Here is a 22327-nt window from a genome sequence, read left to right on the forward strand (position 1 = left end):
CTATTCTCAGAGGAAATGTTTCATGGCTACCATAACCACTGGCGTGGTTCTTCTCCGCTGGCAACTGCTGAGCGCTGTGCTCATGTTTTTAGCCAGCACGCTCAATATTCGCTTTCGTAAATCCGACTATATCGGACTCGCGGTGATCAGTAGCGGCCTTGGCGTCGTATCGGCCTGCTGGTTTGCAACCGGGTTACTCGGCATCACTCTGATGGATGTCTCCGCAATCTGGAACAATATAGAAGCCGTGATGGTGGAAGCCATGAGCCATACCCCGCCAGAGTGGCCGATGGTGTTGACCTGATGCTGATATAAGCCTCCGCCCGGAGGCTTTTTTATTCTCTCAAAAACAGCCAGTTAACCTTTCTCCCGCCAAAATCGCCGTATCATTTATTGTAATGAGAACTATTCTCATATTAACATCCCCGCCGTGATGATTAACTTTTGATACTTTTCCTCTATGCCGACTCCAGTTCAGTGCGCTCCTTTAACGTTTGAATCGCTGTATCGCGCGCATCACGGCTGGCTGACGCACTGGCTGGCGCGAAAGTTACAGTCGGCGTTCGACGCCGACGACGTCGCCCAGGACACCTTCCTGCGTATTATTAACGGTGAATCTCTGACGGCGATTCGCGACCCAAAGTCGTTTCTCTGCACCGTCGCCAAACGGGTGATGATCGACCTTTTCCGCCGCAATGCGCTGGAAAAAGCGTATCTGGAGATGCTTGCGCAGTTACCCGAAACGCTGGCACCTTCCGCTGAAGAAAAGCAGTCGCATCTCGAAACGCTGCAACTTGTCGACAGGATGCTGGACGGGTTGAGCGCCAAAGCGAGAACGGCCTTCCTGCTTTCTCAGCTTGACGGGCTGACCTACAGCGACATCGCGCAACGTCTGAATGTTTCCGTCAGTTCGGTGAAAAAGTACGTCGCGAAAGCCACGGAACACTGCCTGCTGTTCCGCCTGGAGCATGATCTGTGAAAACCTCCCTCACCGATGCCCGCCGCCAGGCGCTACGTTCAGCCTCACACTGGTATGCCGTTTTAAGCGGGGAGCGCGTAAGCCCCCAGCAGGAAGCGCGCTGGCAGCAGTGGTATGAACAAGATCAGGATAATCAATGGGCCTGGCAGCAGGTCGAAAACCTGCGCTGCCAGATGAGCAGCGTCCCCGGCAAACTCGCCAGCCACACGCTGAAAGACAGCCGCCTGACGCGCCGCCACGTACTGAAAGGGTTGCTGTTGCTGGTCTGCGCGGGCGGCAGCTGGCAGCTCTGGCGATCGGAGTTGGGCGAAGGTCTGCGTGCTGATTATCGTACCGCCCGGGGGCAGACTCGCCAGCAGACGCTGGAGGATGGCACGTTGCTTTCGCTGAATACCGACAGCGCGGTTAACGTGCGATTTGACGGTAGCCAGCGCCAGATCCAGCTCTGGTACGGCGAGATCGCCATTACCACCGGAAAAGACGCGCTGCAACGCCCGTTTCGTGTACAGACGCGCCAGGGCCAGCTCACCGCATTGGGTACGGAATTTACCGTGCGCCAGGACGGCGATGAAACCGTCCTTAGCGTCCGACAACATGCCGTCGAAGCGATTCTCGCCGGAGATCCGCAACAAAAACGGGTTATTCAGCAAGGTGAAACGGTGCGCTTCAGCGCCTCGCAGTTTGGCGACGTCGCATCATTAAATGACGAGTCTGCAAGCTGGACGCAAGGCGTGTTAAGTTTCAGCGACAAACCTCTGGGCGACGTCATCGCCACGCTCTCGCGCTACCGACACGGCATACTGCGTTGCGACCCGGCCGTTGCCGGATTACGCCTGACAGGGACGTTCCCACTCGGCAACACCGATGCCGTACTGAATGCGATCGCGAAAACGCTTCCTGTGAAAATTCAGTTTGTTACGCGCTACTGGGTCACGCTGTCTCCCGCCATTTAAACGATAACGAAAAAAATTATCATTTTTATTGTCCCTTTTGCCCCGCTCGTTCGACTTCATAACTGAATACAAATAAAGAAATGATGATGGAGACGTGATGGCCTTTCATAACACAGCACCTCTGGTGATGGCGATTCGTTTAAGCCTGCTTCCGCTTGCCGGACTGGCTTCACTGCCTGCATTTGCCACGCAGTTCGATATTGCCGCCGGAGACTTAGACAAAGCACTTAATCAATACGCTGCCCGCAGCGGCATTATTATGTCAGTGGATGCTTCGCTCACGCGGGGCAAACACAGCGACGGACTGCACGGCGACTACGCGCTTGAAGATGGCCTGCGCACGCTGCTAAAGGGGAGCGGCCTACAGGAAAAATCGTTAGGCGATAACACCTGGACGCTGGAAGCCGCCCCGGTTGCCAGCGAGGACTCGTTGACCGTAGTCGGCGACTGGCTGGGTGAAGCCCGGGAAAACGACGTGTTCGAACATGCCGGCGCGCGTGACGTTATCCGTCGGGATGATTTCACCAAAACCGGCGCGACGACCATGCGCGAAGCGCTGAACCGTATCCCCGGCGTCAACGCCCCGGAAAACAACGGCACCGGCAGCCATGACCTGGCAATGAACTTCGGTATTCGCGGTCTTAATCCACGCCTGGCCAGCCGCTCGACGGTATTGATGGACGGCATCCCCGTACCTTTTGCGCCATACGGTCAGCCGCAGCTGTCGCTCGCGCCGGTCTCTCTGGGCAATATGGATGCCGTTGACGTGGTGCGCGGCGGCGGCGCGGTGCGCTATGGGCCGCAAAGCGTGGGCGGCGTGGTGAACTTCGTGACCCGCGCGATTCCGCAGGATTTCGGTATTGAAGCCGGCGTTGAAGGGCAACTCAGCCCCACCTCGTCGCAAAACAATCCAAAAGAGACGCACAACCTGATGGTAGGCGGAACGGCGGATAACGGTTTCGGCACGGCCCTGCTCTACTCCGGCACGCGCGGCAGCGACTGGCGCGAACACAGCAACACCCGTATCGACGACGTGATGCTGAAAAGCAAATATGCGCCTGACGAGGTACACACCTTCAATAGCCTGCTGCAATACTATGACGGTCACGCCGATATGCCCGGCGGCCTGTCCCGCGCCGACTACGACGCCGATCGCTGGCAGTCCACGCGCCCGTATGACAGCTTCTGGGGCCGCCGCCAGCTTGCCAGTCTGGGATATCAATACCAACCCGACAGCCAGCACAAATTCAATGTTCAGGGTTTCTACACCCGCACCCTGCGCAGCGGTTATTTAGAGCAAGGAAAACGCATTACGCTCTCACCGCGCTACTACTGGGTTCGCGGCATTGAACCGCGCTACAGCCAGAGCTTTATGATTGGCCCGTCTGCGCATGAAGTCGGCGTAGGCTATCGCTATGTCAATGAATCCACGCATGAAATGCGTTACTACACCGCAACCACCAGCGGTCAGTTGCCGTCAACATCCAGCCCTTATGACCGTGATACGCGTTCAGGGACCGAAGCTCACGCCTGGTATCTCGATGACAAAATTGATATCGGCAACTGGACCATTACGCCAGGTATGCGTTTTGAGCACATTGAATCCTACCAGGACAACAACGTTAAAGGTACGCACGAAGAGGTGAGCTACAACGCTCCGCTTCCGGCGCTTAACGTCCTCTACCACCTCACTGACAGCTGGAATCTTTATGCCAACACTGAAGGCTCGTTCGGCACCGTACAGTACAGTCAAATTGGCAAGGCTGTGCAAAGCGGCAATGTGGAACCGGAAAAAGCGCGAACCTGGGAAGTCGGAACCCGATTCGACAACGGCGCGCTGACGGCGGAAATGGGGCTGTTCCTGATTAACTTTAATAATCAGTACGACTCCAACCAGACTAACGATACGGTCACCGCCCGTGGCAAAACCCGTCATACCGGGCTGGAAACGCAGGTACGTTACGATCTCGGCGATATGACGCCCACGCTGGAAAATGTCGCCGTTTACGCTAACTACGCGTACGTTAACGCCGAAATTCGCGAAAAAGGCGACACTTACGGCAATCAGGTGCCGTTCTCACCGAAGCATAAAGGGACGCTGGGCGTGGATTACAAACCCGGCAACTGGACGTTCAACCTGAACAGCGATTTCCAGTCCAGCCAGTTTGCCGACAACGCCAATACCGGGAAAGAGAGCGCGGACGGCAGCACCGGGCGTATTCCGGGTTACATGTTGTGGGGCGCGCGCGTGGCGTATGACTTCGGCCCCGAGATGGCCAACCTGAACCTCGCGTTTGGCGTGAAGAATATCTTCGACCACGAGTATTACACCCGCTCGTATGACGACAACAACAAAGGCATCTATGCCGGACAGCCACGAACGCTGTACCTGCAAGGGTCACTGAAGTTCTGATTGTTCATTTGTTGCCGGGTGGCGGCGTAAATGCCTTACCCGGCCTACAGAGTGACGTAGGCCAGGTAAGCGCAGCGCCATCCGGCAGCCGGAGTTGACTATGTTTGCTTTTATTCGCGTTTATTTTTTCAGCCTGATCGTCCTGGCAGCGCCGGTTTTTGCTGTGACGGTGCAGGATGAACACGGCGCCTTTACCCTGAATAAAACGCCGCAACGGATTGTCGTACTGGAACTGTCGTTTGCCGATGCGCTGGCGGCGGTGAACGTCAGTCCGGTGGGGATCGCCGATGACAACGATCCCACGCGTCTGCTGCCGGAAGTGCGCCAGATTATTGGGCAATGGCAGTCCGTCGGCACCCGCGCTCAGCCGAGTCTTGAGGCGATCGGCGCGCTAAAACCTGACCTGATTATCGCTGACAGCAGCCGCCACGCAGGGATTTACGCCGCGCTGCAAGAGATCGCCCCCGTGTTGTTGCTCAAATCCCGTAATGAAACGTACGCTGAAAATCTGCAATCCACCGCGATCATCGGGAAAGTATCAGGTAAAGATGCTGAAATGCAAAAACGGCTGACGTTGCATCGGGAACGTATGCGCGCGTTTGCCGCCCACTTGCCGAAAGGGGCCAGCGTGGTATTCGGCACCTCACGCGAACAGCAGTTTAATCTGCACAGCCGCGAATCGTATACGGGCGGCGTGCTCGCCGCGCTGGGTCTGCGCGTGCCGGAGGCAATCAACTCTGCGCCAATGACCACGATTAATCTGGAGCGGCTACTGGCGCTCGATCCGCAGTGGCTGATTGTCGCGCACTACCGCCAGGAGAGCATCGTTAAACGCTGGCAGCAGGATACGTTGTGGTCCATGCTCCAGGCGTCGCAACACCACCAGGTTGCCGCCGTCGATAGCAATAGCTGGGCGCGGATGCGCGGGATTTTCGCTGCGGAACGCATTGCCGGCGATACGGTGAAAATCTTTCATCACCAGATGCCTGATACCACGCAATGAGGACATTGATCATTTGGGGAGCGCCCGTACTGGCGCTCCTGGCGGCGTTCTGGCTGAGCCTGTTCTGCTACTCGGCGATCCCGATTTCACCCGTCAGTGCTCTGCATGCCCTGTTTCCTTCTTCAACGCCTCCGCTTTCGGAGGCGTTGGTGCGTAATTTACGTCTGCCGCGCAGCCTGGTGGCATTGCTGATTGGCGCCAGCCTTGCCCTGGCGGGAACATTGCTGCAAACCCTGACCCATAACCCGCTGGCCTCCCCTTCTCTGACCGGCATTAACAGCGGTGCGGCACTGGCGATAGCGTTAACCAGCGCATTCAGCCCCATGCTGCTCAGCGGGTATTCCATCGCGTTTATCGCCGCCGCAGGCGGAGGCCTCGCCTGGCTTCTGGTGATGCTGGCTGGCGGCGGCTGGCGACAGGAGCCAGACCGCAACAAACTGATTCTCGCCGGAATCGCGCTCTCCGCGCTGTGTATGGCGCTGACCCGCATCACGCTGCTATTGGCGGAAGACCACGCTTACGGCATTTTTTCATGGCTGGCGGGCGGTATTGCCCATGTGCGCTGGGCCGAGTTCTGGCAGCTCTTTCCTTTTGTTCTGGTGATTATTCCCGTCATGCTGCTGCTGGCGAACGCCCTTAATCTGCTCAACGTCAGCGATGTCGCCGCACACACGCTCGGCGTAAACCTGTTTCGGCTGCGGCTTACCGTCAATATCGGCGTGCTGGTGCTGGTCGGCGCCTGCGTCAGCGTGGCGGGGCCGGTGGCGTTTATCGGCCTGTTAATGCCGCATCTGGCCAGGGCGTGGTCAGGTCACGACCAGCGTAAGTTGCTGCCGATGAGCCTGCTGATGGGCGCAACGTTTATGCTGCTGGCGGATATTCTGGCGCGAGTGCTGGCCTGGCCGGGCGAGCTTCCGGCAGGCGCAGTGCTGGCGCTGATTGGCGCGCCGTGTTTTGTCTGGCTGGCAAGGAGGCGTGGATGAAAGCCTTTATTCTGCTCATCACGTTGCTCCTGCTGAGTATCACCGCGCTGCTGTCATTGCGTCTGGGCGTGGTTCCCCTGCCCTGGTCCGCGCTGATCGATGGCTGGCATACCGGTCACGAGCACCACTATGTTCTGACCCAGTATCGCCTGCCGCGACTGCTGCTGGCGATATTCGTCGGCGCCGCCCTGGCGATTTCCGGCGTACTGGTGCAGGGCATCGTGCGTAATCCGCTGGCCTCGCCGGATATTTTAGGGGTGAACCATGCCGCCAGTCTGGCGACGGTAAGCGCACTCATGCTGCTGCCATCGCTGTCGGTCGTCTGGCTGCCGCTGCTGGCATTTGTGGGCGGGCTTTGTGCGCTGATCTTACTGCGTGCGATTGCGGGTCGCTCCTCCCCCCTGCGCCTGGCGTTAATCGGCGTGGCGTTGTCGGCAACCTGGGCCAGCCTGACGGATTACCTGATGCTCTCCCGCCCGCAGGACGTTAACAACGCGCTGCTGTGGCTGACCGGCAGTTTATGGGGACGCGGCTGGTCGTTTGTGTATGTGGCGCTGCCGGTAATGCTGGCGCTTATTCCACTCAGCGCCTGGTTTTGCCGCGATCTGGATCTGCTGGCGCTGGGCGATGATCGCGCCAGCACGCTCGGCGTCCCGGTCAGGCGGGCACAGCGCCTGGGATTGCTCCTCGCCGTCGCGCTGGCAGCCACCAGCGTGGCAGTTTGCGGGCCGATAGCTTTCGTCAGCCTGGTCGTGCCCCACCTGACCCGACGCCTGCTGGGAGGGCGCCATCACTGGCTACTGCCCGGCGCTGCGCTAATCGGCGCATTTGTCTTAACGCTGGCCGATTTGCTGGCAAGGATCATTAACCCTCCCACGGAGCTTCCGGCAGGCATGCTCACCGCCATTATCGGCGCGCCGTGGTTTATCTGGTTGCTTGTGAGGATGCGCTAAATGGATATCAGATGTGAAAACCTGACTGCCGGATACGGTGATAAACGCATTCTTGACGGCCTGTCGGTTACGCTACCCGCCGGGCAGATCACCGCATTACTGGGGCCTAATGGCTGCGGCAAATCGACGCTGCTGAAATGCCTTGCCCGCCTGCTCATACCGCAATCCGGCACCTTGCACATTGCGGGTAAGCCGCTGTCGGCATTCTCACCCCGCGCGCTTTCGCGTCACCTGGCGCTACTGCCGCAACAGCACATGACGCCGGAAGGGATCACCGTGCGGGAACTGGTCAGCTATGGCCGCAGCCCGTGGCTGCCGCTGTGGGGGCGGCTTTCTCGCGACGACCATCAGCATGTCAACCGGGCAATGGCGCAGACGCACACTGACGCGCTGGCAGAAAGGCGGCTGACGGAGCTGTCCGGCGGTCAGCGGCAGCGCGTGTTTCTGGCGATGGTGTTAGCGCAGGATACGCCCATTGTATTACTGGATGAACCCACCACCTGGCTCGACATTAATCATCAGGTGGAGTTGATGGCGCTCATGCAGATGCTAAAACAGGCGGGAAAAACGGTCGTGACGGTACTGCACGACCTGAATCAGGCAAGTCGCTATTGCGATCATCTTGTCGTGCTGGCGCAGGGGAATGTGATTGCGCAAGGGCAACCTGTTGATGTGATGCAACCAGAATTATTACGCAAGGTATTTCAGGTTGATGCGGAAATTCACCCTGAACCGCTGACAGGAAAACCAATGTGTATTATTCGTTAGTCTGCTAGCCATATTTTTACCTGTCCAGAGCAGTCTGTTCATCCTGTCAGACTGCTCATCAAAAATATATTCTTATGCCCTTTATTTTTATTCTCTGTCATTAACTTTAAATATTTAAAAGTTATGTAAGGAACACTATATTTAGTGTTTTTCAACCCAGGTATTTAACGAAGGCGTAGGTTGAAATCCCGCTAATTACCGCGATGATGATTGCAAAAATAACCAGTAACATCAATCGCCTACCGCTATATATTCCTAACATAATTACCTCCTTTACTAAATTTACACTTCCATCAAAACACTGAAAATATACGCTACAAGCGTTATCTAACCATCAAGATAAAATAATCTTTAACGAAACGCCATTGATTAATGTCAATAATTCAGACTCTTTATTTTAATAGTATAAGCGCGATTCAAAACATTATGCATTTTATACTTCGAGGAATTTTAAATTGACCAGAATGCCGAATAAAAATCGTCTCCATTCTGCGCCATGCGTTGAAAAAAAACCGTACCAGCAATCTGTTAACGAGGTACTTGAAAAAAAGCAGAGTCAGCCTTCCGGGCTGACGCAAAATGAAGCCAGCGCGCGCCTCGCGCAGCATGGGCCTAACGCGCTGCCAGAAAAAACAGGCAAACCGGCATGGCTACGTTTCCTGGCGCATTTCCACGATGTTCTGATTTATGTCCTGATCGCTGCGGCGGTGCTGACTGCGGTCATGGGTCATTGGGTGGATACGGCCGTCATTTTGGGTGTTGCCATTATCAACGCGCTGATTGGCCACATTCAGGAAAATAACGCGGAAAAGTCGCTGAAAAGCATCCGCAATATGCTGTCGAACTCAGCGGTCGCTATCCGCAACGGTCAACATGAAACCGTCCCCACAACCGAACTGGTGGTGGGCGATATCGTCGTGCTGCGCGCAGGCGATCGCATCCCGGCAGATCTTCGCGTTATGGAAGCCCATAACCTGCGGGTTGAAGAGGCCATCCTGACGGGCGAGTCCACCGTTGTCGATAAAACAGCCGACACCCTTACCGGCGAACTGCCGTTAGGCGATCGTAAAAATCAGCTGTTCTCCGGCACCACCATCAGCGCAGGCGCCGGGCTGGGCGTGGTTATCGCCACCGGTGAAGAGACTGAACTCGGCCACATCAACCAGATGATGACGGGCATTGAGAAGCACCGTACCCCGCTGCTGGTTCAGATGGATAAACTCGGCAAAGCCATTTTCGCCATTATCGTCGCCATGATGGCAGGACTATTTGTGTTCAGCCTGCTGCTGCGCGATATGCCGATGGGCGAACTGCTGCTTTCTCTGATTAGCCTTGCCGTCGCGGCCGTACCGGAAGGGCTACCCGCGATCATCTCGATTATTCTGTCGCTCGGCGTACAGACGATGGCCCGCAAACGCGCCATTATCCGCAAGCTGCCGACGGTCGAAACGCTGGGTGCGATGTCCGTGATCTGTTCCGATAAAACGGGCACCCTGACCATGAATGAGATGACGGTAAAAGCCATTATTACGGCGGACAAAAATTATCGCGTTCAGGGCAACAGCTATGAGCCAATGGGCGAGATCCATACTGAGGAGAGCGACGCTGCGGTAGAGATCCTGCCCGGCAGCCTGCTGGAGAACTACCTTCGCACTATCGACCTGTGTAATGACAGCCAATTGATTCAGGACGAAAACGGTCACTGGGGCATCACCGGCGGGCCAACGGAAGGGGCCTTAAAAGTGCTGGCGGCAAAAGCGCGCCTTCCCGCCATTGAAACTGAACTGCGCAGCAAAATCCCGTTCGATTCGCAGTACAAATACATGGCGACGCACCATCGCATTGGAAATGAAGAGCGCGTACTGGTGACCGGCGCGCCAGATGTGTTGTTTAAACTGTGCCAGCTACAGCAAACCGCTACCGGTACTGAAGCCTTTACGCAAAATCACTGGGAAGCGGAGATCGCGCGCTATGCGAAAGAAGGTCTGCGCATGGTTGCGGCAGCCTGGAAGCCAGGGCGTGCAGAAGCCGCCTCTCTCACCCATGAGTGCCTGAATGACGGCCTGATCTTCCTGGGCATCGCAGGCATGATGGACCCGCCGCGTCCAGAGGCCATTGACGCAATCCAAGCCTGCCAGCAGGCGGGGATTCGCGTGAAGATGATCACCGGCGATCACCCGCAAACGGCCATGAGTATCGGCGGCATGCTGGGGATTCATAACAGCACCCACGCGGTAACGGGCTACGAACTGGAGCAGATGGACGATGCGGCATTAGCTGAAGCCGCTGTCACCTACGACATCTTTGCCCGCACCAGCCCCGAACATAAACTGCGTCTGGTGAAGGCGCTGCAAAACAAAGGCGAGATTGTCGGTATGACCGGCGACGGAGTCAACGACGCCCCCGCGCTGAAGCAGGCGGACGTCGGTATCGCGATGGGCATCAAAGGCACGGAAGTGACAAAAGAAGCCGCTGACATGGTACTGACGGACGACAACTTCGCCACCATCGCCAGCGCCGTACAGGAGGGGCGTCGCGTTTACGACAACCTGAAGAAAACGATTCTGTTCATCATGCCCACCAACCTGGCACAGGGTCTGCTGATCATCATTGCCCTGTTGGCTGGGAACCTGATCCCGCTCACGCCGGTACTGATTCTGTGGATGAACATGGCGACCTCCGCCACGCTGTCGTTCGGGCTGGCATTTGAAGCCGGTGAGCGCAACATCATGCGACGCCCGCCACGCCAGAGTAATGAGAACGTCATGGATGCCTTTGCTATCTGGCGCGTCGGTTTTGTCGGAACATTAATTGCGGCCTGCGCCTTTGCGCTGGAAGCCTGGTTGCAGCCTCGCGGCCACAGCCCGGAGTTTATCCGTACCGTGCTGTTGCAGACGCTGGTCACCGCACAGTGGGTATATATGCTCAACTGCCGGGTTTCGGATGGTTTCTCGCTGGAACGCGGGCTGCTGATGAATAAAGGCATCTGGATGGTCAGCGGCATTCTGTTGCTGTTACAAATGGCGATTATCTATATGCCTTTCATGCAGATGCTGTTTGGCACGGAAGCGCTGCCGCTGCGTTACTGGGGCATAACCTTCGCTATCGGCGCAGTGCTGTTCTGCATTGTGGAGATAGAGAAACCGCTCACCCGTAAATTCCGCCGGAAATAGCCAGCGGTTCACCGCGAAGCAAAAAGCCTCCCGTAGCGGAGGCTTTTTTTTGCCGATGGGGGAGGCATTTTGTCGGCCCGGTAAGCAAAGCGCCACCGGGCATAGCGCCGGATGGCGGCGCAAGCGCCTTATCCGGCCTACGGGAGTGAATTTTGTCGGCCCGGTAAGTGAAGCGCCACCGGGCATAGCGCCGGATGGCGGCACAAACACCTTATCCGGCCTACGGGAGTGAATTTTGTCGGCCCGGTAAGCGAAGCGCCACCGGGCATGGCGACGGATGGCGGCGTAAGTGCCTTATCCGGCCTACGGGAGAGAGGTTTTGTCGGCCCGGTAAGCGAAGCACCACCGGGCATGGCGCCGGATGGCGGCGCAAGCGCCTTATCCGGCCTACGGGAGTGAATCTTGTAGGCCCGGTAAGCGAAGCGCCACCGGCATGGCGCCGGATGGCGGCGCAAGCGCCTTATCCGGCCTACGGGAGAGAGGTTTTGTCGGCCCGGTAAGCGAAGCGCCACCAGGCATGACGCCGGATGGCGGCGCAAGCGCCTTATCCGGCCTACGGGAGTGAATTTTGTAGGCCCGGTAAGCGAAGCGCCACCGGGCATGACGCCGGATGGCGGCGCAAGTGCCTTATCCAGCCTACGGGAGTGAATTTTGTAGGCCCGGTAAGCGAAGCGCCACCGGCATAACGCCGGATGGCGGCGCAAGCGCCTTATCCGGCCTACGGGAGAGAGGTTTTGTAGGCCCGGTAAGCAAAGCGCCACCGGGCATGACGCCGGATGGCGGCACAAACGCCTTATCCGGCCTACGGGAGAGAGGTTTTGTCGGCCCGGTAAGCAAAGCGCCACCGGGCATGGCAGATTAACGAATGACCATCACCGGAATTTTCGCGTATCGCAAAATATTCGCCGCAGCCGAACCGAGCAAATGCGTTGCAATACCCGGCTTGCGCGAACCGATGATAATCATCTCGGCGTTATGCGCTTCTACCGCGTTATTTACTTCATCACGAATATTGCCATGACGGACTTCAAAACGAATATTCTCCAACGGCGTTTTGAATTTTCTCGCAAGGTTAAGCATTTTCTCTTGCGCATCATTCGTCATGTATTCCTCGTATTTTCTGATATCCGAGGCAAAACCACGCATTGGGGAGGTACCCAGTTTAGGGAACACATGCAGCAGATGGATCACGCCGTTTTCTTTGTCCACCATATGATCAGCGTAGGCAATGGCTTTGTCAGAAAGATCCATCGCCAGAATATCAACGGGCATTAAAATGACTTTATTCATGATGATTTCCTTAAGTTAGCTGACAGGCCAATCACATATCCCTGAAAAGACCTGGCAAGATTCAGCATTCATTCGACCAAAATAACGGGGGAATAATAATCAATAATACCCTGTCTTTTTTGATCATAAGCAAGAAAGGAAATAACCCATAAAGTCTGTAGATATATTTACGTCCGGTGACAAAACTGACAAGCCTGCTATTTAATTGCACGCTATTTCAGCCAAAAAAAAGCTCCCGTGAAGGGAGCTTTTTAAATTCATCAGAACGGGATGTCGTCGTCGAAATCCATTGGCGGTTCGTTAGACGGTGCCGGAGCGGATTGTTGCTGCGGACGGGACTGCGCGCCGCCGCTGAACTGGTTGCCGCCCTGCGGTTGCTGAGGCTGACCCCAACCGCCCTGCTGCTGACCGCCGCCCATATTGCCGCCAGCCGGAACGCCGCCGCCCTGACGGCCACCCAGCATCTGCATGGTGCCGCCAACGTTAACCACCACTTCAGTGGTGTATTTGTCCTGACCGGACTGATCGGTCCATTTACGGGTACGCAGCTGACCTTCAATGTAAACCTGAGAACCTTTACGCAGATATTCGCTGGCCACTTCCGCCAGTTTGCCGAACAGCACAACGCGGTGCCATTCCGTCTGCTCTTTCATCTCACCGGTCTGCTTATCACGCCAGGATTCGGAAGTAGCCAGCGTAATGTTGGCAACTGCGCCACCATTTGGCATGTAGCGTACTTCCGGGTCCTGGCCCAGATTACCGACGAGAATCACCTTGTTTACGCCTCTGCTGGCCATGATCGAGTCTCCTGAAAAACGTTTCTGAATAAGTGTAAACGCGCGATTGTAGCATTACCAATAGCGTTTTTACTACGATGCGAGGCTGATTCCAGTAAACAACCTTGGGCGGACATTGTTACACAGTAGCCTGTGTTTTGCATTCCAATACTGTATATCCATTCAGGTTGAGTTGTGTCATAATTAACCGTTTGTGATCGCCGGTAGCGCCATGCGGCCGGGAAAAAGCGTTTTAATCCGGGAAAGGTGAATGGATAAGATCGAAGTTCGGGGCGCCCGCACCCATAATCTCAAAAACATCAACCTCGTCATCCCGCGCGACAAACTGATTGTCGTCACCGGGCTTTCGGGTTCTGGCAAATCCTCGCTCGCTTTTGACACCTTGTATGCCGAAGGGCAGCGTCGTTACGTTGAATCCCTTTCCGCATATGCGCGTCAGTTTCTGTCTTTGATGGAAAAACCAGATGTCGACCATATTGAGGGGCTGTCGCCCGCTATCTCAATTGAGCAGAAATCGACATCCCATAACCCGCGCTCTACGGTAGGTACAATTACCGAAATACATGACTATCTGCGTCTGCTGTTCGCCCGCGTGGGTGAACCGCGCTGCCCGGATCATGACGTCCCGCTGGCGGCGCAAACCGTCAGCCAGATGGTGGATAACGTGCTGTCTCAGCCGGAAGGCAAACGCCTGATGCTGCTGGCGCCCATTATTAAAGAGCGCAAAGGCGAGCACGCCAAAACGCTGGAAAACCTGGCCAGCCAAGGCTACATCCGCGCCCGTATTGATGGCGAGGTCTGCGATCTCTCCGATCCGCCGAAGCTGGAGCTGCAAAAGAAACACACCATTGAGGTCGTGATCGATCGTTTCAAAGTCCGTAGCGATCTGTCCCAGCGCCTGGCGGAATCTTTTGAAACCGCGCTGGAACTCTCCGGCGGCACCGCGATCGTCGCGGATATGGACGATACGAAAGCGGAAGAGCTGCTCTTCTCCGCCAACTTCGCCTGCCCAATTTGCGGCTACAGTATGCGCGAGCTGGAACCGCGTCTGTTCTCGTTCAACAACCCGGCGGGAGCCTGCCCGACCTGCGACGGCCTCGGCGTACAGCAATATTTCGATCCCGATCGCGTGATCCAGAACCCGGAGCTTTCTCTGGCTGGCGGCGCGATTCGCGGCTGGGATCGCCGTAACTTCTATTACTTCCAGATGCTGAAATCGCTGGCGGAACACTATAAGTTCGACGTGGAAGCTCCGTGGGGAAGTCTGAGTCAGAATGTGCATAAAGTCGTTCTGTACGGTTCCGGCAAAGAGAGCATCGAGTTCAAATACATCAACGATCGTGGCGACACCTCCGTGCGTCGCCATCCGTTCGAAGGCGTGCTGCACAACATGGAGCGCCGTTACAAAGAGACGGAGTCCAGCGCGGTACGTGAAGAGTTAGCTAAATTCATCAGCAACCGTCCGTGCGCCAGTTGTGAAGGCACGCGTCTGCGCCGTGAAGCACGTCATGTCTTCGTCGAGAATACTCCGCTGCCTGCGATCTCCGACATGAGCATCGGCCATGCGATGGACTTCTTCAACAATCTCAAGCTCGCAGGCCAGCGTGCAAAGATTGCGGAGAAGATCCTCAAGGAGATTGGCGACCGCCTCAAGTTCCTGGTAAACGTCGGCCTCAACTACCTGACGCTGTCCCGTTCGGCAGAGACCTTGTCCGGCGGCGAAGCCCAGCGTATCCGTCTGGCCAGCCAGATTGGCGCGGGGCTGGTAGGCGTGATGTATGTGCTGGATGAGCCGTCTATCGGTCTCCATCAGCGCGATAACGAACGTTTGCTGGGAACGCTGATTCACCTGCGTAATCTCGGCAATACCGTGATTGTGGTGGAGCATGACGAAGACGCCATCCGCGCCGCCGACCATGTGATCGATATCGGCCCCGGCGCTGGCGTACACGGCGGTCAGGTCGTGGCCGAAGGGCCGCTGGAGGCGATTATGGCGGTGCCGGAATCCCTCACCGGCCAGTACATGAGCGGCAAACGCAAGATTGAAGTGCCGAAACAGCGCGTTCCCGCGAACCCGGAGAAAGTGCTGAAGCTGACCGGCGCGCGCGGCAACAACCTGAAAGACGTCACCCTGACGCTGCCGGTTGGCCTGTTTACCTGTATCACCGGCGTATCCGGGTCGGGTAAGTCTACGCTTATCAACGACACACTGTTCCCGATTGCCCAGCGCCAGTTAAACGGGGCGACCATTGCGGAACCTGCGCCGTATCGTGATATTCAGGGGCTGGAGCATTTCGACAAAGTCATCGACATCGACCAGAGTCCGATTGGCCGTACGCCGCGCTCTAACCCGGCAACGTATACCGGCGTGTTTACGCCCGTACGTGAGCTGTTCGCTGGCGTGCCGGAATCACGCTCACGCGGCTATACGCCGGGACGTTTCAGCTTTAACGTGCGCGGCGGGCGTTGCGAAGCCTGTCAGGGCGACGGCGTCATCAAGGTTGAAATGCACTTCCTGCCGGATATTTACGTACCGTGCGACCAGTGCAAAGGCAAGCGCTATAACCGCGAAACGCTGGAGATTAAGTACAAGGGCAAGACTATCCACGAAGTGCTGGATATGACCATCGAAGAAGCGCGCGAATTTTTTGACGCCGTTCCGGCGCTGGCGCGTAAGCTGCAAACGTTGATGGACGTGGGTCTGACCTACATCCGTCTCGGTCAGTCCGCCACCACGCTCTCCGGCGGTGAAGCACAGCGCGTGAAGCTGGCGCGTGAATTGTCGAAACGCGGCACCGGGCAGACGCTGTACATTCTGGATGAACCGACCACTGGTCTGCATTTTGCCGATATTCAGCAACTGCTGGACGTGCTGCACCAGTTGCGCGACCAAGGCAACACCATTGTGGTGATTGAGCACAACCTGGACGTCATTAAGACGGCGGACTGGATTGTCGATCTCGGCCCGGAAGGCGGCAGCGGCGGCGGCGAAATTCTTGTTTCCGGGACGCCGGAGACGGTCGCAGAGTGTGAAGCGTCACATACTGCCCGTTTCCTCAAGCCAATGCTGTAATAATGCCCGATGGCGCTGCGCTTATCGGGCCTACAGAATATGCGTAATAGTTTGTAGGCTCGATAAGGCGCTTGCGCCACATCCGGCAAAACGGCTCACGGCTGCACCAACAGCTTACGCTTGTCCTCCGGCAGAGTACTTACCGCCAGTTGATAAGAGGCATCCACCAGATAATAGATTTGCGAATCCGGTAGCGAACCGTCCAGGTAGACGGTGCTCCAGTGCGCTTTATTAAGATGTCGGCTTGGTCGCACATCGCTGTGTTGCTGGCGCAGCAACTCCGCCAGTTCAGGGCTGGTTTTCAAAGATACCGCCGGGCGATTTTCCACTTCTTTCACCATGGCAAAAAGCACATCTTCAACCTTGATTTGTGTGGCTTTCCAGTCACTGTGAACGCTCTGTTCCGCGCCTGTTTTTGCCATGCAATATTGCAGTAACTCCGAATTGGTCATCTTCTTATTCCCCTTTTAAGCATATTGCCCCACTGAGAACATCTCTTACTCAGTTTGCAGCAAGTCCGCCAAAGGTAAAAGCCAGCAGCTCAATTTTGTTCAAAAAAACAGCGATTGAGAATCTTGCCGGATGATGCCACTGTAGGCCGGATGGCGACGCTAATGCGTTTTATCAGTCCTGGGGCAAAAGGTTCTGCCGGTTTTAATATTCCGAGTTCACAATCACCTCTTCCCCAAACGCGCCGGCCTGCGGCAACGGTTTATAGGTAGAGTTGGAGGCGCGCAGGATGCGGATGCCACGAATGCCCGCGTCACGGGCTGCCGTAATGTCATTGTCGGAGTCGCCGTAGAAGATGCGGATATTTTTCTCCTGTAGCCACTGCGTTTTGGTGTTCTGGCCCGGCTTGTCGCCTGCAAAAATCACAGGATTCATATTGGCTGCGGGAATGTGGAAATCATCAGCCAGCGTTTTCGAGACGGTTTCGGTTTTCGTCTGGCTCCGCCCCGTGACAAAAAAGATGCTGTCGCCACGCCGGACGTGCATATCGATGAGCAGGCGCGCCACCTCTTTCGGAATGCTGAACTCATCCCAGCCGTTGTTCATCTTCTCCCAGAATGCCGGATTTTTCAGATAATCCTCGCTTTCTGGCGAATAGACTTTTTTGCCGCGCCAGAAGCCAGGGCTGGAAAACAGCACGGTGTCATCAATATCAAACCCGACAGCAATGGGAGGACGACCCGCCAGGCTATTTTCGATCTGCGCGACAGAAACCCAGTGGATGGGAGACTGCTCGGCGAGTTTCGCAACATTGGTGCCAGGATTTAGCGGCGACGGCGAGGACGCCAGGGCGATTGCTGAATTATTTAACGTGAAAAGTAAACAAAAGGCGCTCAAGGCCAGGGTTATCTTGCGCATATTTTTCCCTAAATAGTCAGTTTTTGTAATCAATTAGGCAGAAAATCAAATGCAACACAGACTGTACTCCGCACAGAACGTTGAACAAATCTTTTCTTGAAAATTTATCAAATAAAAGAACCATGATCACATTTAGAGTTCGGATTATTCAGTCCCTAATAACTATTATTTTACATTTTGTCATATTACACCTGTCTGGTGAATGTGTGATAAACCACACACACCGGAGTCTGTTCTGTACACGCATTCACAATATTGTAGTCTACCGCTTTCCGTACTTTCAGTGTTGATAATATACTACTGTTAATTTTTGCAGCCAATTGGGTGTAGAATGGTAATTTCAAACATATATTGCATTGAGGGTAGGTGGCGTTACAGAATTGCGAATATTTTTCTGTTAGTTTTCTTATTAACTGTTTCTGGCTTCTTTTTGCATGAACGATTTATCGGATTATCAGGCACTGATAAAATGCGTCTTGATATGTATAAGTCAACACTTAATTCAACCATCGAACAATATAATATTTTACCTTATATGCTATCGACAGATAACATAATAAGACGCTCCTTAATTGATGAAAATGGCGCGCAAAAATATTCTATTAATGAAAAAATAGAACATCTTAACCGCAATCTAAAAACTGCGGCCATATTCATTCTTGATGCCCAGGGTAAAGCGATTGCATCAAGCAACTGGAAAGAGGTCGGCAGTTACGTCGGGCAAAATTACAGTTATCGTCCTTATTTTAAACAAGCTATGGCAGGACAGAATGGAAAATTCTATGGCATCGGTAGCACGACTAACACACCTGGATTTTTTCTCTCTACCGGGATAAAGGAAAACAATAAAATTATCGGCGTTGTGGTTGTAAAAATCAGTCTGAATGAGATTGAAAAAGCCTGGTCGGAAGGACCGGAAAATATTATTGTAACCGATGAACACAGTATTATATTTTTAAGTTCCAGAACCCAATGGAAGATGAAGTCACTGCAACCACTTCCCATCGACATAATGAAAAAATTACAATCTACACGACAATACAGTATCAATAACCTTAAACCCGCCGATTACTATCCTTGTTTTAAATTAGGCCGTTTTATTTTTCTAATAAATGACACACATCAGTCTTGTCTTATCCCTGGATTTTATTCTCAAAGCGTCACCATCCCTGAATTTAACTGGGAAATGATAATTATTATGCCACTAGAGAATATTTACTGGACGCTGAGTGTAACCTTCACAATCGCCATTGTGATCTATTTGCTGGTGTTAACATTTATAAATTACTGGCGTATGCGTTTAAAAACCCAGAAATTGCTGGCGCAAACAAATGAAACGCTGGAAAAACAGGTCAAAGAACGTACCCTGGAATTAGAGTCAATCAACAAAAAACTGGTCCAGGAAATGAAAGAGCGCAGTCAGGCGGAACAAGTTCTGCAGCTGACCCGTAGCGAACTTGCAGAATCCAGTAAACTTGCCGCTCTGGGGCAAATGGCGACTGAGATCGCTCATGAGCAGAACCAACCGCTGGCTGCACTCCATGCCTTAACTGACAATGCGCGTATTATGCTGACCAAGGGAATGTATTCCCAGGTTGATCAGAACCTTAAATATACAATCTCTGTAATTGAAAGAATGACGCAGCTAATTTCCGAACTTAAAGCATTTGCTTCCCGTCATCGGGTACCAAAAGGATCAGCCGATGTTATCAAAGTTATGTACCGAGCGATTGAGCTGCTTAATCATAGTATGGAAAAAAATCATGTTGAGCGGCGAATCAAAGCCTCCTCGACGCCGCTTTTTGTTGGTTGTGATGAACTGGGTCTCGAACAAATATTTAGCAATCTTATTTCTAACGCGCTTGATGCAATGGAGAACGGGGCGAATAAACGACTGGACATTGCTCTGTGTCGCGTGGATCAGCAGATTATTATCACACTTAAAGATACGGGGCCCGGTTTTTCTCCACAAGCAATAGACCGTATATTTGAACCCTTTTTCACGACTAAACGCAGAGGAATGGGGTTAGGTCTGGCAATCGTAAGTGAAATTGTCAGGAATTCCAATGGAACAATCCGTGCAGATAACCACCCGGAAGGTGGCGCAATGATTACATTAACATGGAAAGAGTGGCGAGGAGATCATAACGAAAATGAGCAATAACATCACCATTATTTATATTGAGGACAGCGACGACGTACGTTTCGCCTGCGAACAGACGCTAATACTGGCGGGATATCATGTTATTTCGTTCCCCGATGCGGAGCAAAGTTTACCAACAATTCAGCATCAGACCAATATTATTGTTCTCACTGATTTGCGTCTGCCGGGATTATCTGGACTGGATTTACTCAATCAAATTATTAAGATCGATGCCGAAATTCCGGTAATTTTAATTACCGGTCATGGCGATGTTGAAATGGCAGTGGAAGCTATGCGTAACGGCGCATGGGATTTTATCGAAAAACCCTGTAGCTCGGAAAAACTACTCTCGATTATCGCCCGCGCGGCAGAAAAACGTCGTCTGGTGGTAGAAAACAAACAGCTTCTGAGCCGTTTGCAACAGGAAAAGGGGCCGCTGTTGATTGGTCGTAGCCCGCAAATGCAGAAATTGCGCCAGATGGTTATCAACGTGGCGGATACTGATGCCGATGTTTTAATTTGTGGTGAAACCGGCAGCGGGAAGGAAGTGGTTGCCAGAATGCTGCACCACGGTAGCACTCGTAGCAATGGTCAGTTCGTGGCGCTTAACTGTGCAGGCTTGCCCGAAACCCTGTTTGAAAGCGAGATATTCGGCCATGAACCCGGCGCGTTCACCGGCGCAATGAAACGACGGATTGGAAAAATCGAACATGCCAGCGGCGGTACGCTATTTCTTGATGAAATTGAAGGTATGCCTCTGGGAATGCAGGTAAAACTGCTTCGCGTTTTACAAGAGCGCATAATTGAAAGACTGGGTTCAAATCAGTTGATTCCCGTCAATTGCCGCGTGATTGCCGCCACAAAAGAGGATTTGTTACGCCATAGCGAGGAAAATCACTTCCGTTCCGATCTTTATTACCGTCTCAACGTTGTTAATCTGGCCATTCCGCCACTGCGCCAGCGACGCGAAGACATTCCCGAACTTTTTTACTGGTTTGCCAGTCAGGCGGCGCAAAAATATAACCGGGCGTTGCCGGATATCTCCCCTATGCTCCTCGCCTGGCTGCAATCACAAAGCTGGCCCGGCAACGTGCGGGAACTAAAACACACCGCCGAGCGTTTTGTTCTGGGATTAATGATTCAGCACCAGCCCGTTCCTATGACGCAACAAGAGGAACGTGGCCTGACGGCCTGTATCGACGCCTTTGAAAAAAAACTGATTGAAGATATGCTGCGGCAAACCGGCGGTCAGGTCAGTTTGACTGCGCGGCTGTTACAATTACCGCGCAAGACGTTATATGACAAGCTGAATAAACACCAGATTCTGCCGCAGACCTACCGGTTTACGGAGTAGATCAACTGGCTAATGCTGAAAGCTGGTTATTCAGCCCCAAATCAATTCCTTTTCCAGCGTAGCGCTCCACTACCCACGACCAGAACGATGCAGGGATGGTGATGGTTTTCTCATTACGCGCCCCCGTTGCCGCTTCCGGTATTCCAGGATAGATCACGGGCCGTCCACCTGACTGCGGGCGCGTCGCCAACAGATAATCGGCGAAGAAGCGTCCTTTCTCGTCTGCGCGATCAGAAAACTTATCGGGATCAATCAGTAATGCAAACAGATGATTGTGTGCAGAACCGCCAGCCTGGTGATCTTCCGCTATTGTGTCGCCGCCGGATAAAATCCCCGCCATCATCTCAATCATCAGCGACAAACCAAAGCCTTTGTGTTCGCCAAATGGCAGTAACGCCCCCGCAGGCGATGTAAACAGTACGCCCGGGTCTACACTGGGGTAGCCATCGGCATCAATCAGTTGACCCGGTGCAGCTTGTTTACCTTCAACCGACATTACGCGCGCTTTGTTCAGCGCCATGCTACTGGTGGCAAAATCAACCAGCATTGCCGGGCGTCCACCTTTGAAAGGCCAGGCAAAACAGAACGGGTTGGTAGTCATACGCGCCTCTGCTCCTCCCCATGGCGCAACCAGCGCCGGGCGACCAGTGACGTTACTCATCGCCAGCATCACCAGGCCTTTATCGCTCGCCATTTGGCCAAAGTGCCCCATACGCCCTAAATGATGTGCATGACGCAGCGTCAACAGGCAAAATCCTTTCGCCTTCGCACGCTCAATTGCCGCATTTATTGCGACTTTCGCCGCATGCTGTCCAAAACCGTTGTGAGCGTGAAAACACAACAAATGATCTTCGCTGACCAACACTTCCGGTCGGGCATTAACCGTTACATCACCTCTGGCGATGTTTTCCAGATATTTGGGCAACAGCGTGACACCATGACTTGGAAAGCCATAACGCTCGGCCTCAATCATGTGTTCAGCAACATCCTGAGCGATATCTGCATCACAACCATTCAGCTCCAGCAATCCAGCAGTTAACCAACGCGCCTTTTCCAGTGCGATTTGCAATGACATAG

At 54.1% G+C, this 22327-nt stretch carries 18 protein-coding genes; 13 read left to right on the forward strand and 5 right to left on the reverse strand.

Features of this window, described 5'->3' with window-relative positions; genetic code table 11:
- Positions 1 to 22: 22 nt before the first annotated feature.
- The 10 genes from CKO_RS16370 (at position 23) to CKO_RS23380 (ending at position 11624) form a co-directional block, all read left to right on the forward strand.
- The gene (locus tag CKO_RS16370; protein ID WP_012134601.1) at positions 23 to 304 is read left to right on the forward strand and encodes a YjcB family protein; all 282 of its coding nucleotides are present in this window, start codon (positions 23 to 25) and stop codon (positions 302 to 304) included.
- 156 nt (positions 305 to 460) lie between these two features.
- Positions 461 to 979: a ferric citrate uptake sigma factor FecI gene (gene fecI, locus CKO_RS16375; protein WP_012134602.1), complete on the forward strand. Its 519-nt coding sequence runs from the start codon at positions 461 to 463 to the stop codon at positions 977 to 979.
- Entirely contained in the window at positions 976 to 1932 is a 957-nt protein-coding gene (gene fecR, locus CKO_RS16380) for a ferric citrate uptake sigma factor regulator FecR (protein ID WP_012134603.1), read from the forward strand. Before fecI ends, fecR begins: the two co-directional genes overlap by 4 nt.
- Before the next feature lie 97 nt (positions 1933 to 2029).
- Positions 2030 to 4345, forward strand: a complete 2316-nt coding sequence (gene fecA, locus CKO_RS16385; RefSeq protein ID WP_012134604.1) for a TonB-dependent Fe(3+) dicitrate receptor FecA — start codon at positions 2030 to 2032, stop codon at positions 4343 to 4345.
- Between the two features lie 100 nt (positions 4346 to 4445).
- The gene (locus CKO_RS16390; RefSeq protein ID WP_012134606.1) at positions 4446 to 5348 is read left to right on the forward strand and encodes a Fe(3+) dicitrate ABC transporter substrate-binding protein FecB; all 903 of its coding nucleotides are present in this window, start codon (positions 4446 to 4448) and stop codon (positions 5346 to 5348) included.
- Entirely contained in the window at positions 5345 to 6331 is a 987-nt protein-coding gene (fecC, locus tag CKO_RS16395; RefSeq protein ID WP_012134607.1) for an iron-dicitrate ABC transporter permease FecC, read from the forward strand. Before CKO_RS16390 ends, fecC begins: the two co-directional genes overlap by 4 nt.
- Positions 6328 to 7284 (forward strand): Fe(3+) dicitrate ABC transporter permease subunit FecD, encoded by a 957-nt coding sequence (gene fecD / locus CKO_RS16400; protein WP_012134608.1) that lies wholly within the window; start codon positions 6328 to 6330, stop codon positions 7282 to 7284. The genes fecC and fecD overlap by 4 nt, the downstream gene beginning before the upstream one ends.
- Positions 7285 to 8052 carry a Fe(3+) dicitrate ABC transporter ATP-binding protein FecE gene (gene fecE, locus CKO_RS16405; protein ID WP_012134609.1) on the forward strand — a complete coding sequence of 256 codons (768 nt, stop codon included), beginning with the start codon at positions 7285 to 7287 and terminating at the stop codon, positions 8050 to 8052.
- A 455-nt stretch (positions 8053 to 8507) separates the two neighbouring features.
- A complete protein-coding gene (locus tag CKO_RS16410; RefSeq protein ID WP_373886595.1) occupies positions 8508 to 11225 on the forward strand; it encodes a cation-transporting P-type ATPase in 2718 nt (905 codons plus the stop codon).
- Between the two features lie 228 nt (positions 11226 to 11453).
- The gene (locus tag CKO_RS23380) at positions 11454 to 11624 is read left to right on the forward strand and encodes a hypothetical protein (RefSeq protein ID WP_155116396.1); all 171 of its coding nucleotides are present in this window, start codon (positions 11454 to 11456) and stop codon (positions 11622 to 11624) included.
- Between the two features lie 459 nt (positions 11625 to 12083).
- On the opposite strand, the gene CKO_RS16415 is transcribed toward CKO_RS23380, so the two are convergent.
- Entirely contained in the window at positions 12084 to 12515 is a 432-nt protein-coding gene (locus tag CKO_RS16415; RefSeq protein WP_012134612.1) for a universal stress protein, read from the reverse strand.
- Between the two features lie 260 nt (positions 12516 to 12775).
- Positions 12776 to 13312, reverse strand: a complete 537-nt coding sequence (gene ssb1 / locus CKO_RS16420) for a single-stranded DNA-binding protein SSB1 (protein WP_012134613.1) — start codon at positions 13310 to 13312, stop codon at positions 12776 to 12778.
- Positions 13313 to 13562: 250 nt separating this feature from the next.
- Here ssb1 and uvrA point away from each other — a divergent pair, with 250 nt between their 5' ends.
- Positions 13563 to 16385, forward strand: coding sequence for an excinuclease ABC subunit UvrA (uvrA, locus tag CKO_RS16430; RefSeq protein ID WP_012134614.1), 2823 nt, complete (start codon positions 13563 to 13565; stop codon positions 16383 to 16385).
- Between the two features lie 95 nt (positions 16386 to 16480).
- Here uvrA and CKO_RS16435 read toward each other — a convergent pair whose 3' ends face one another.
- Together CKO_RS16435 and aphA are read right to left on the reverse strand one after the other, a co-directional pair.
- A complete protein-coding gene (locus CKO_RS16435) occupies positions 16481 to 16837 on the reverse strand; it encodes an MmcQ/YjbR family DNA-binding protein (RefSeq protein WP_012134615.1) in 357 nt (118 codons plus the stop codon).
- 202 nt (positions 16838 to 17039) lie between these two features.
- Positions 17040 to 17753 carry an acid phosphatase AphA gene (gene aphA, locus CKO_RS16440; RefSeq protein ID WP_012134616.1) on the reverse strand — a complete coding sequence of 238 codons (714 nt, stop codon included), beginning with the start codon at positions 17751 to 17753 and terminating at the stop codon, positions 17040 to 17042.
- 331 nt (positions 17754 to 18084) lie between these two features.
- Between aphA and CKO_RS16445 the strand changes: the two genes are divergently transcribed.
- Both CKO_RS16445 and CKO_RS16450 read left to right on the forward strand, forming a co-directional pair.
- Positions 18085 to 19917, forward strand: a complete 1833-nt coding sequence (locus CKO_RS16445; RefSeq protein ID WP_012134617.1) for an ATP-binding protein — start codon at positions 18085 to 18087, stop codon at positions 19915 to 19917.
- The gene (locus CKO_RS16450) at positions 19907 to 21250 is read left to right on the forward strand and encodes a sigma-54-dependent transcriptional regulator (protein ID WP_012134618.1); all 1344 of its coding nucleotides are present in this window, start codon (positions 19907 to 19909) and stop codon (positions 21248 to 21250) included. The genes CKO_RS16445 and CKO_RS16450 overlap by 11 nt, the downstream gene beginning before the upstream one ends.
- Before the next feature lies 1 nt (position 21251).
- Here CKO_RS16450 and CKO_RS16455 read toward each other — a convergent pair whose 3' ends face one another.
- Entirely contained in the window at positions 21252 to 22325 is a 1074-nt protein-coding gene (locus CKO_RS16455) for an Ldh family oxidoreductase (protein ID WP_012134619.1), read from the reverse strand.
- Between the last annotated feature and the right edge of the window lie 2 nt (positions 22326 to 22327).

It is taken from the genome of Citrobacter koseri ATCC BAA-895, from assembly GCF_000018045.1.
Lineage (GTDB): Bacteria > Pseudomonadota > Gammaproteobacteria > Enterobacterales > Enterobacteriaceae > Citrobacter_B > Citrobacter_B koseri.

Excerpts from the sequence above, each read along its gene's own strand:
- CKO_RS16435 (WP_012134615.1), bottom strand. The coding sequence starts at position 16,837 with ATGACCAATTCGGAGTTACTGCAATATTGCATGGCAAAAACAGGCGCG.
- ssb1 (WP_012134613.1), bottom strand. The coding sequence starts at position 13,312 with ATGGCCAGCAGAGGCGTAAACAAGGTGATTCTCGTCGGTAATCTGGGC.
- CKO_RS16370 (WP_012134601.1), top strand. The coding sequence starts at position 23 with ATGGCTACCATAACCACTGGCGTGGTTCTTCTCCGCTGGCAACTGCTG.
- fecA (WP_012134604.1), top strand. The coding sequence starts at position 2,030 with ATGGCCTTTCATAACACAGCACCTCTGGTGATGGCGATTCGTTTAAGC.
- CKO_RS16445 (WP_012134617.1), top strand. The coding sequence starts at position 18,085 with ATGGTAATTTCAAACATATATTGCATTGAGGGTAGGTGGCGTTACAGA.
- aphA (WP_012134616.1), bottom strand. The coding sequence starts at position 17,753 with ATGCGCAAGATAACCCTGGCCTTGAGCGCCTTTTGTTTACTTTTCACG.
- fecD (WP_012134608.1), top strand. The coding sequence starts at position 6,328 with ATGAAAGCCTTTATTCTGCTCATCACGTTGCTCCTGCTGAGTATCACC.
- fecI (WP_012134602.1), top strand. The coding sequence starts at position 461 with ATGCCGACTCCAGTTCAGTGCGCTCCTTTAACGTTTGAATCGCTGTAT.
- CKO_RS16455 (WP_012134619.1), bottom strand. The coding sequence starts at position 22,325 with ATGTCATTGCAAATCGCACTGGAAAAGGCGCGTTGGTTAACTGCTGGA.
- fecC (WP_012134607.1), top strand. The coding sequence starts at position 5,345 with ATGAGGACATTGATCATTTGGGGAGCGCCCGTACTGGCGCTCCTGGCG.
- CKO_RS16450 (WP_012134618.1), top strand. The coding sequence starts at position 19,907 with ATGAGCAATAACATCACCATTATTTATATTGAGGACAGCGACGACGTA.
- CKO_RS16415 (WP_012134612.1), bottom strand. The coding sequence starts at position 12,515 with ATGAATAAAGTCATTTTAATGCCCGTTGATATTCTGGCGATGGATCTT.
- uvrA (WP_012134614.1), top strand. The coding sequence starts at position 13,563 with ATGGATAAGATCGAAGTTCGGGGCGCCCGCACCCATAATCTCAAAAAC.
- fecE (WP_012134609.1), top strand. The coding sequence starts at position 7,285 with ATGGATATCAGATGTGAAAACCTGACTGCCGGATACGGTGATAAACGC.
- CKO_RS16390 (WP_012134606.1), top strand. The coding sequence starts at position 4,446 with ATGTTTGCTTTTATTCGCGTTTATTTTTTCAGCCTGATCGTCCTGGCA.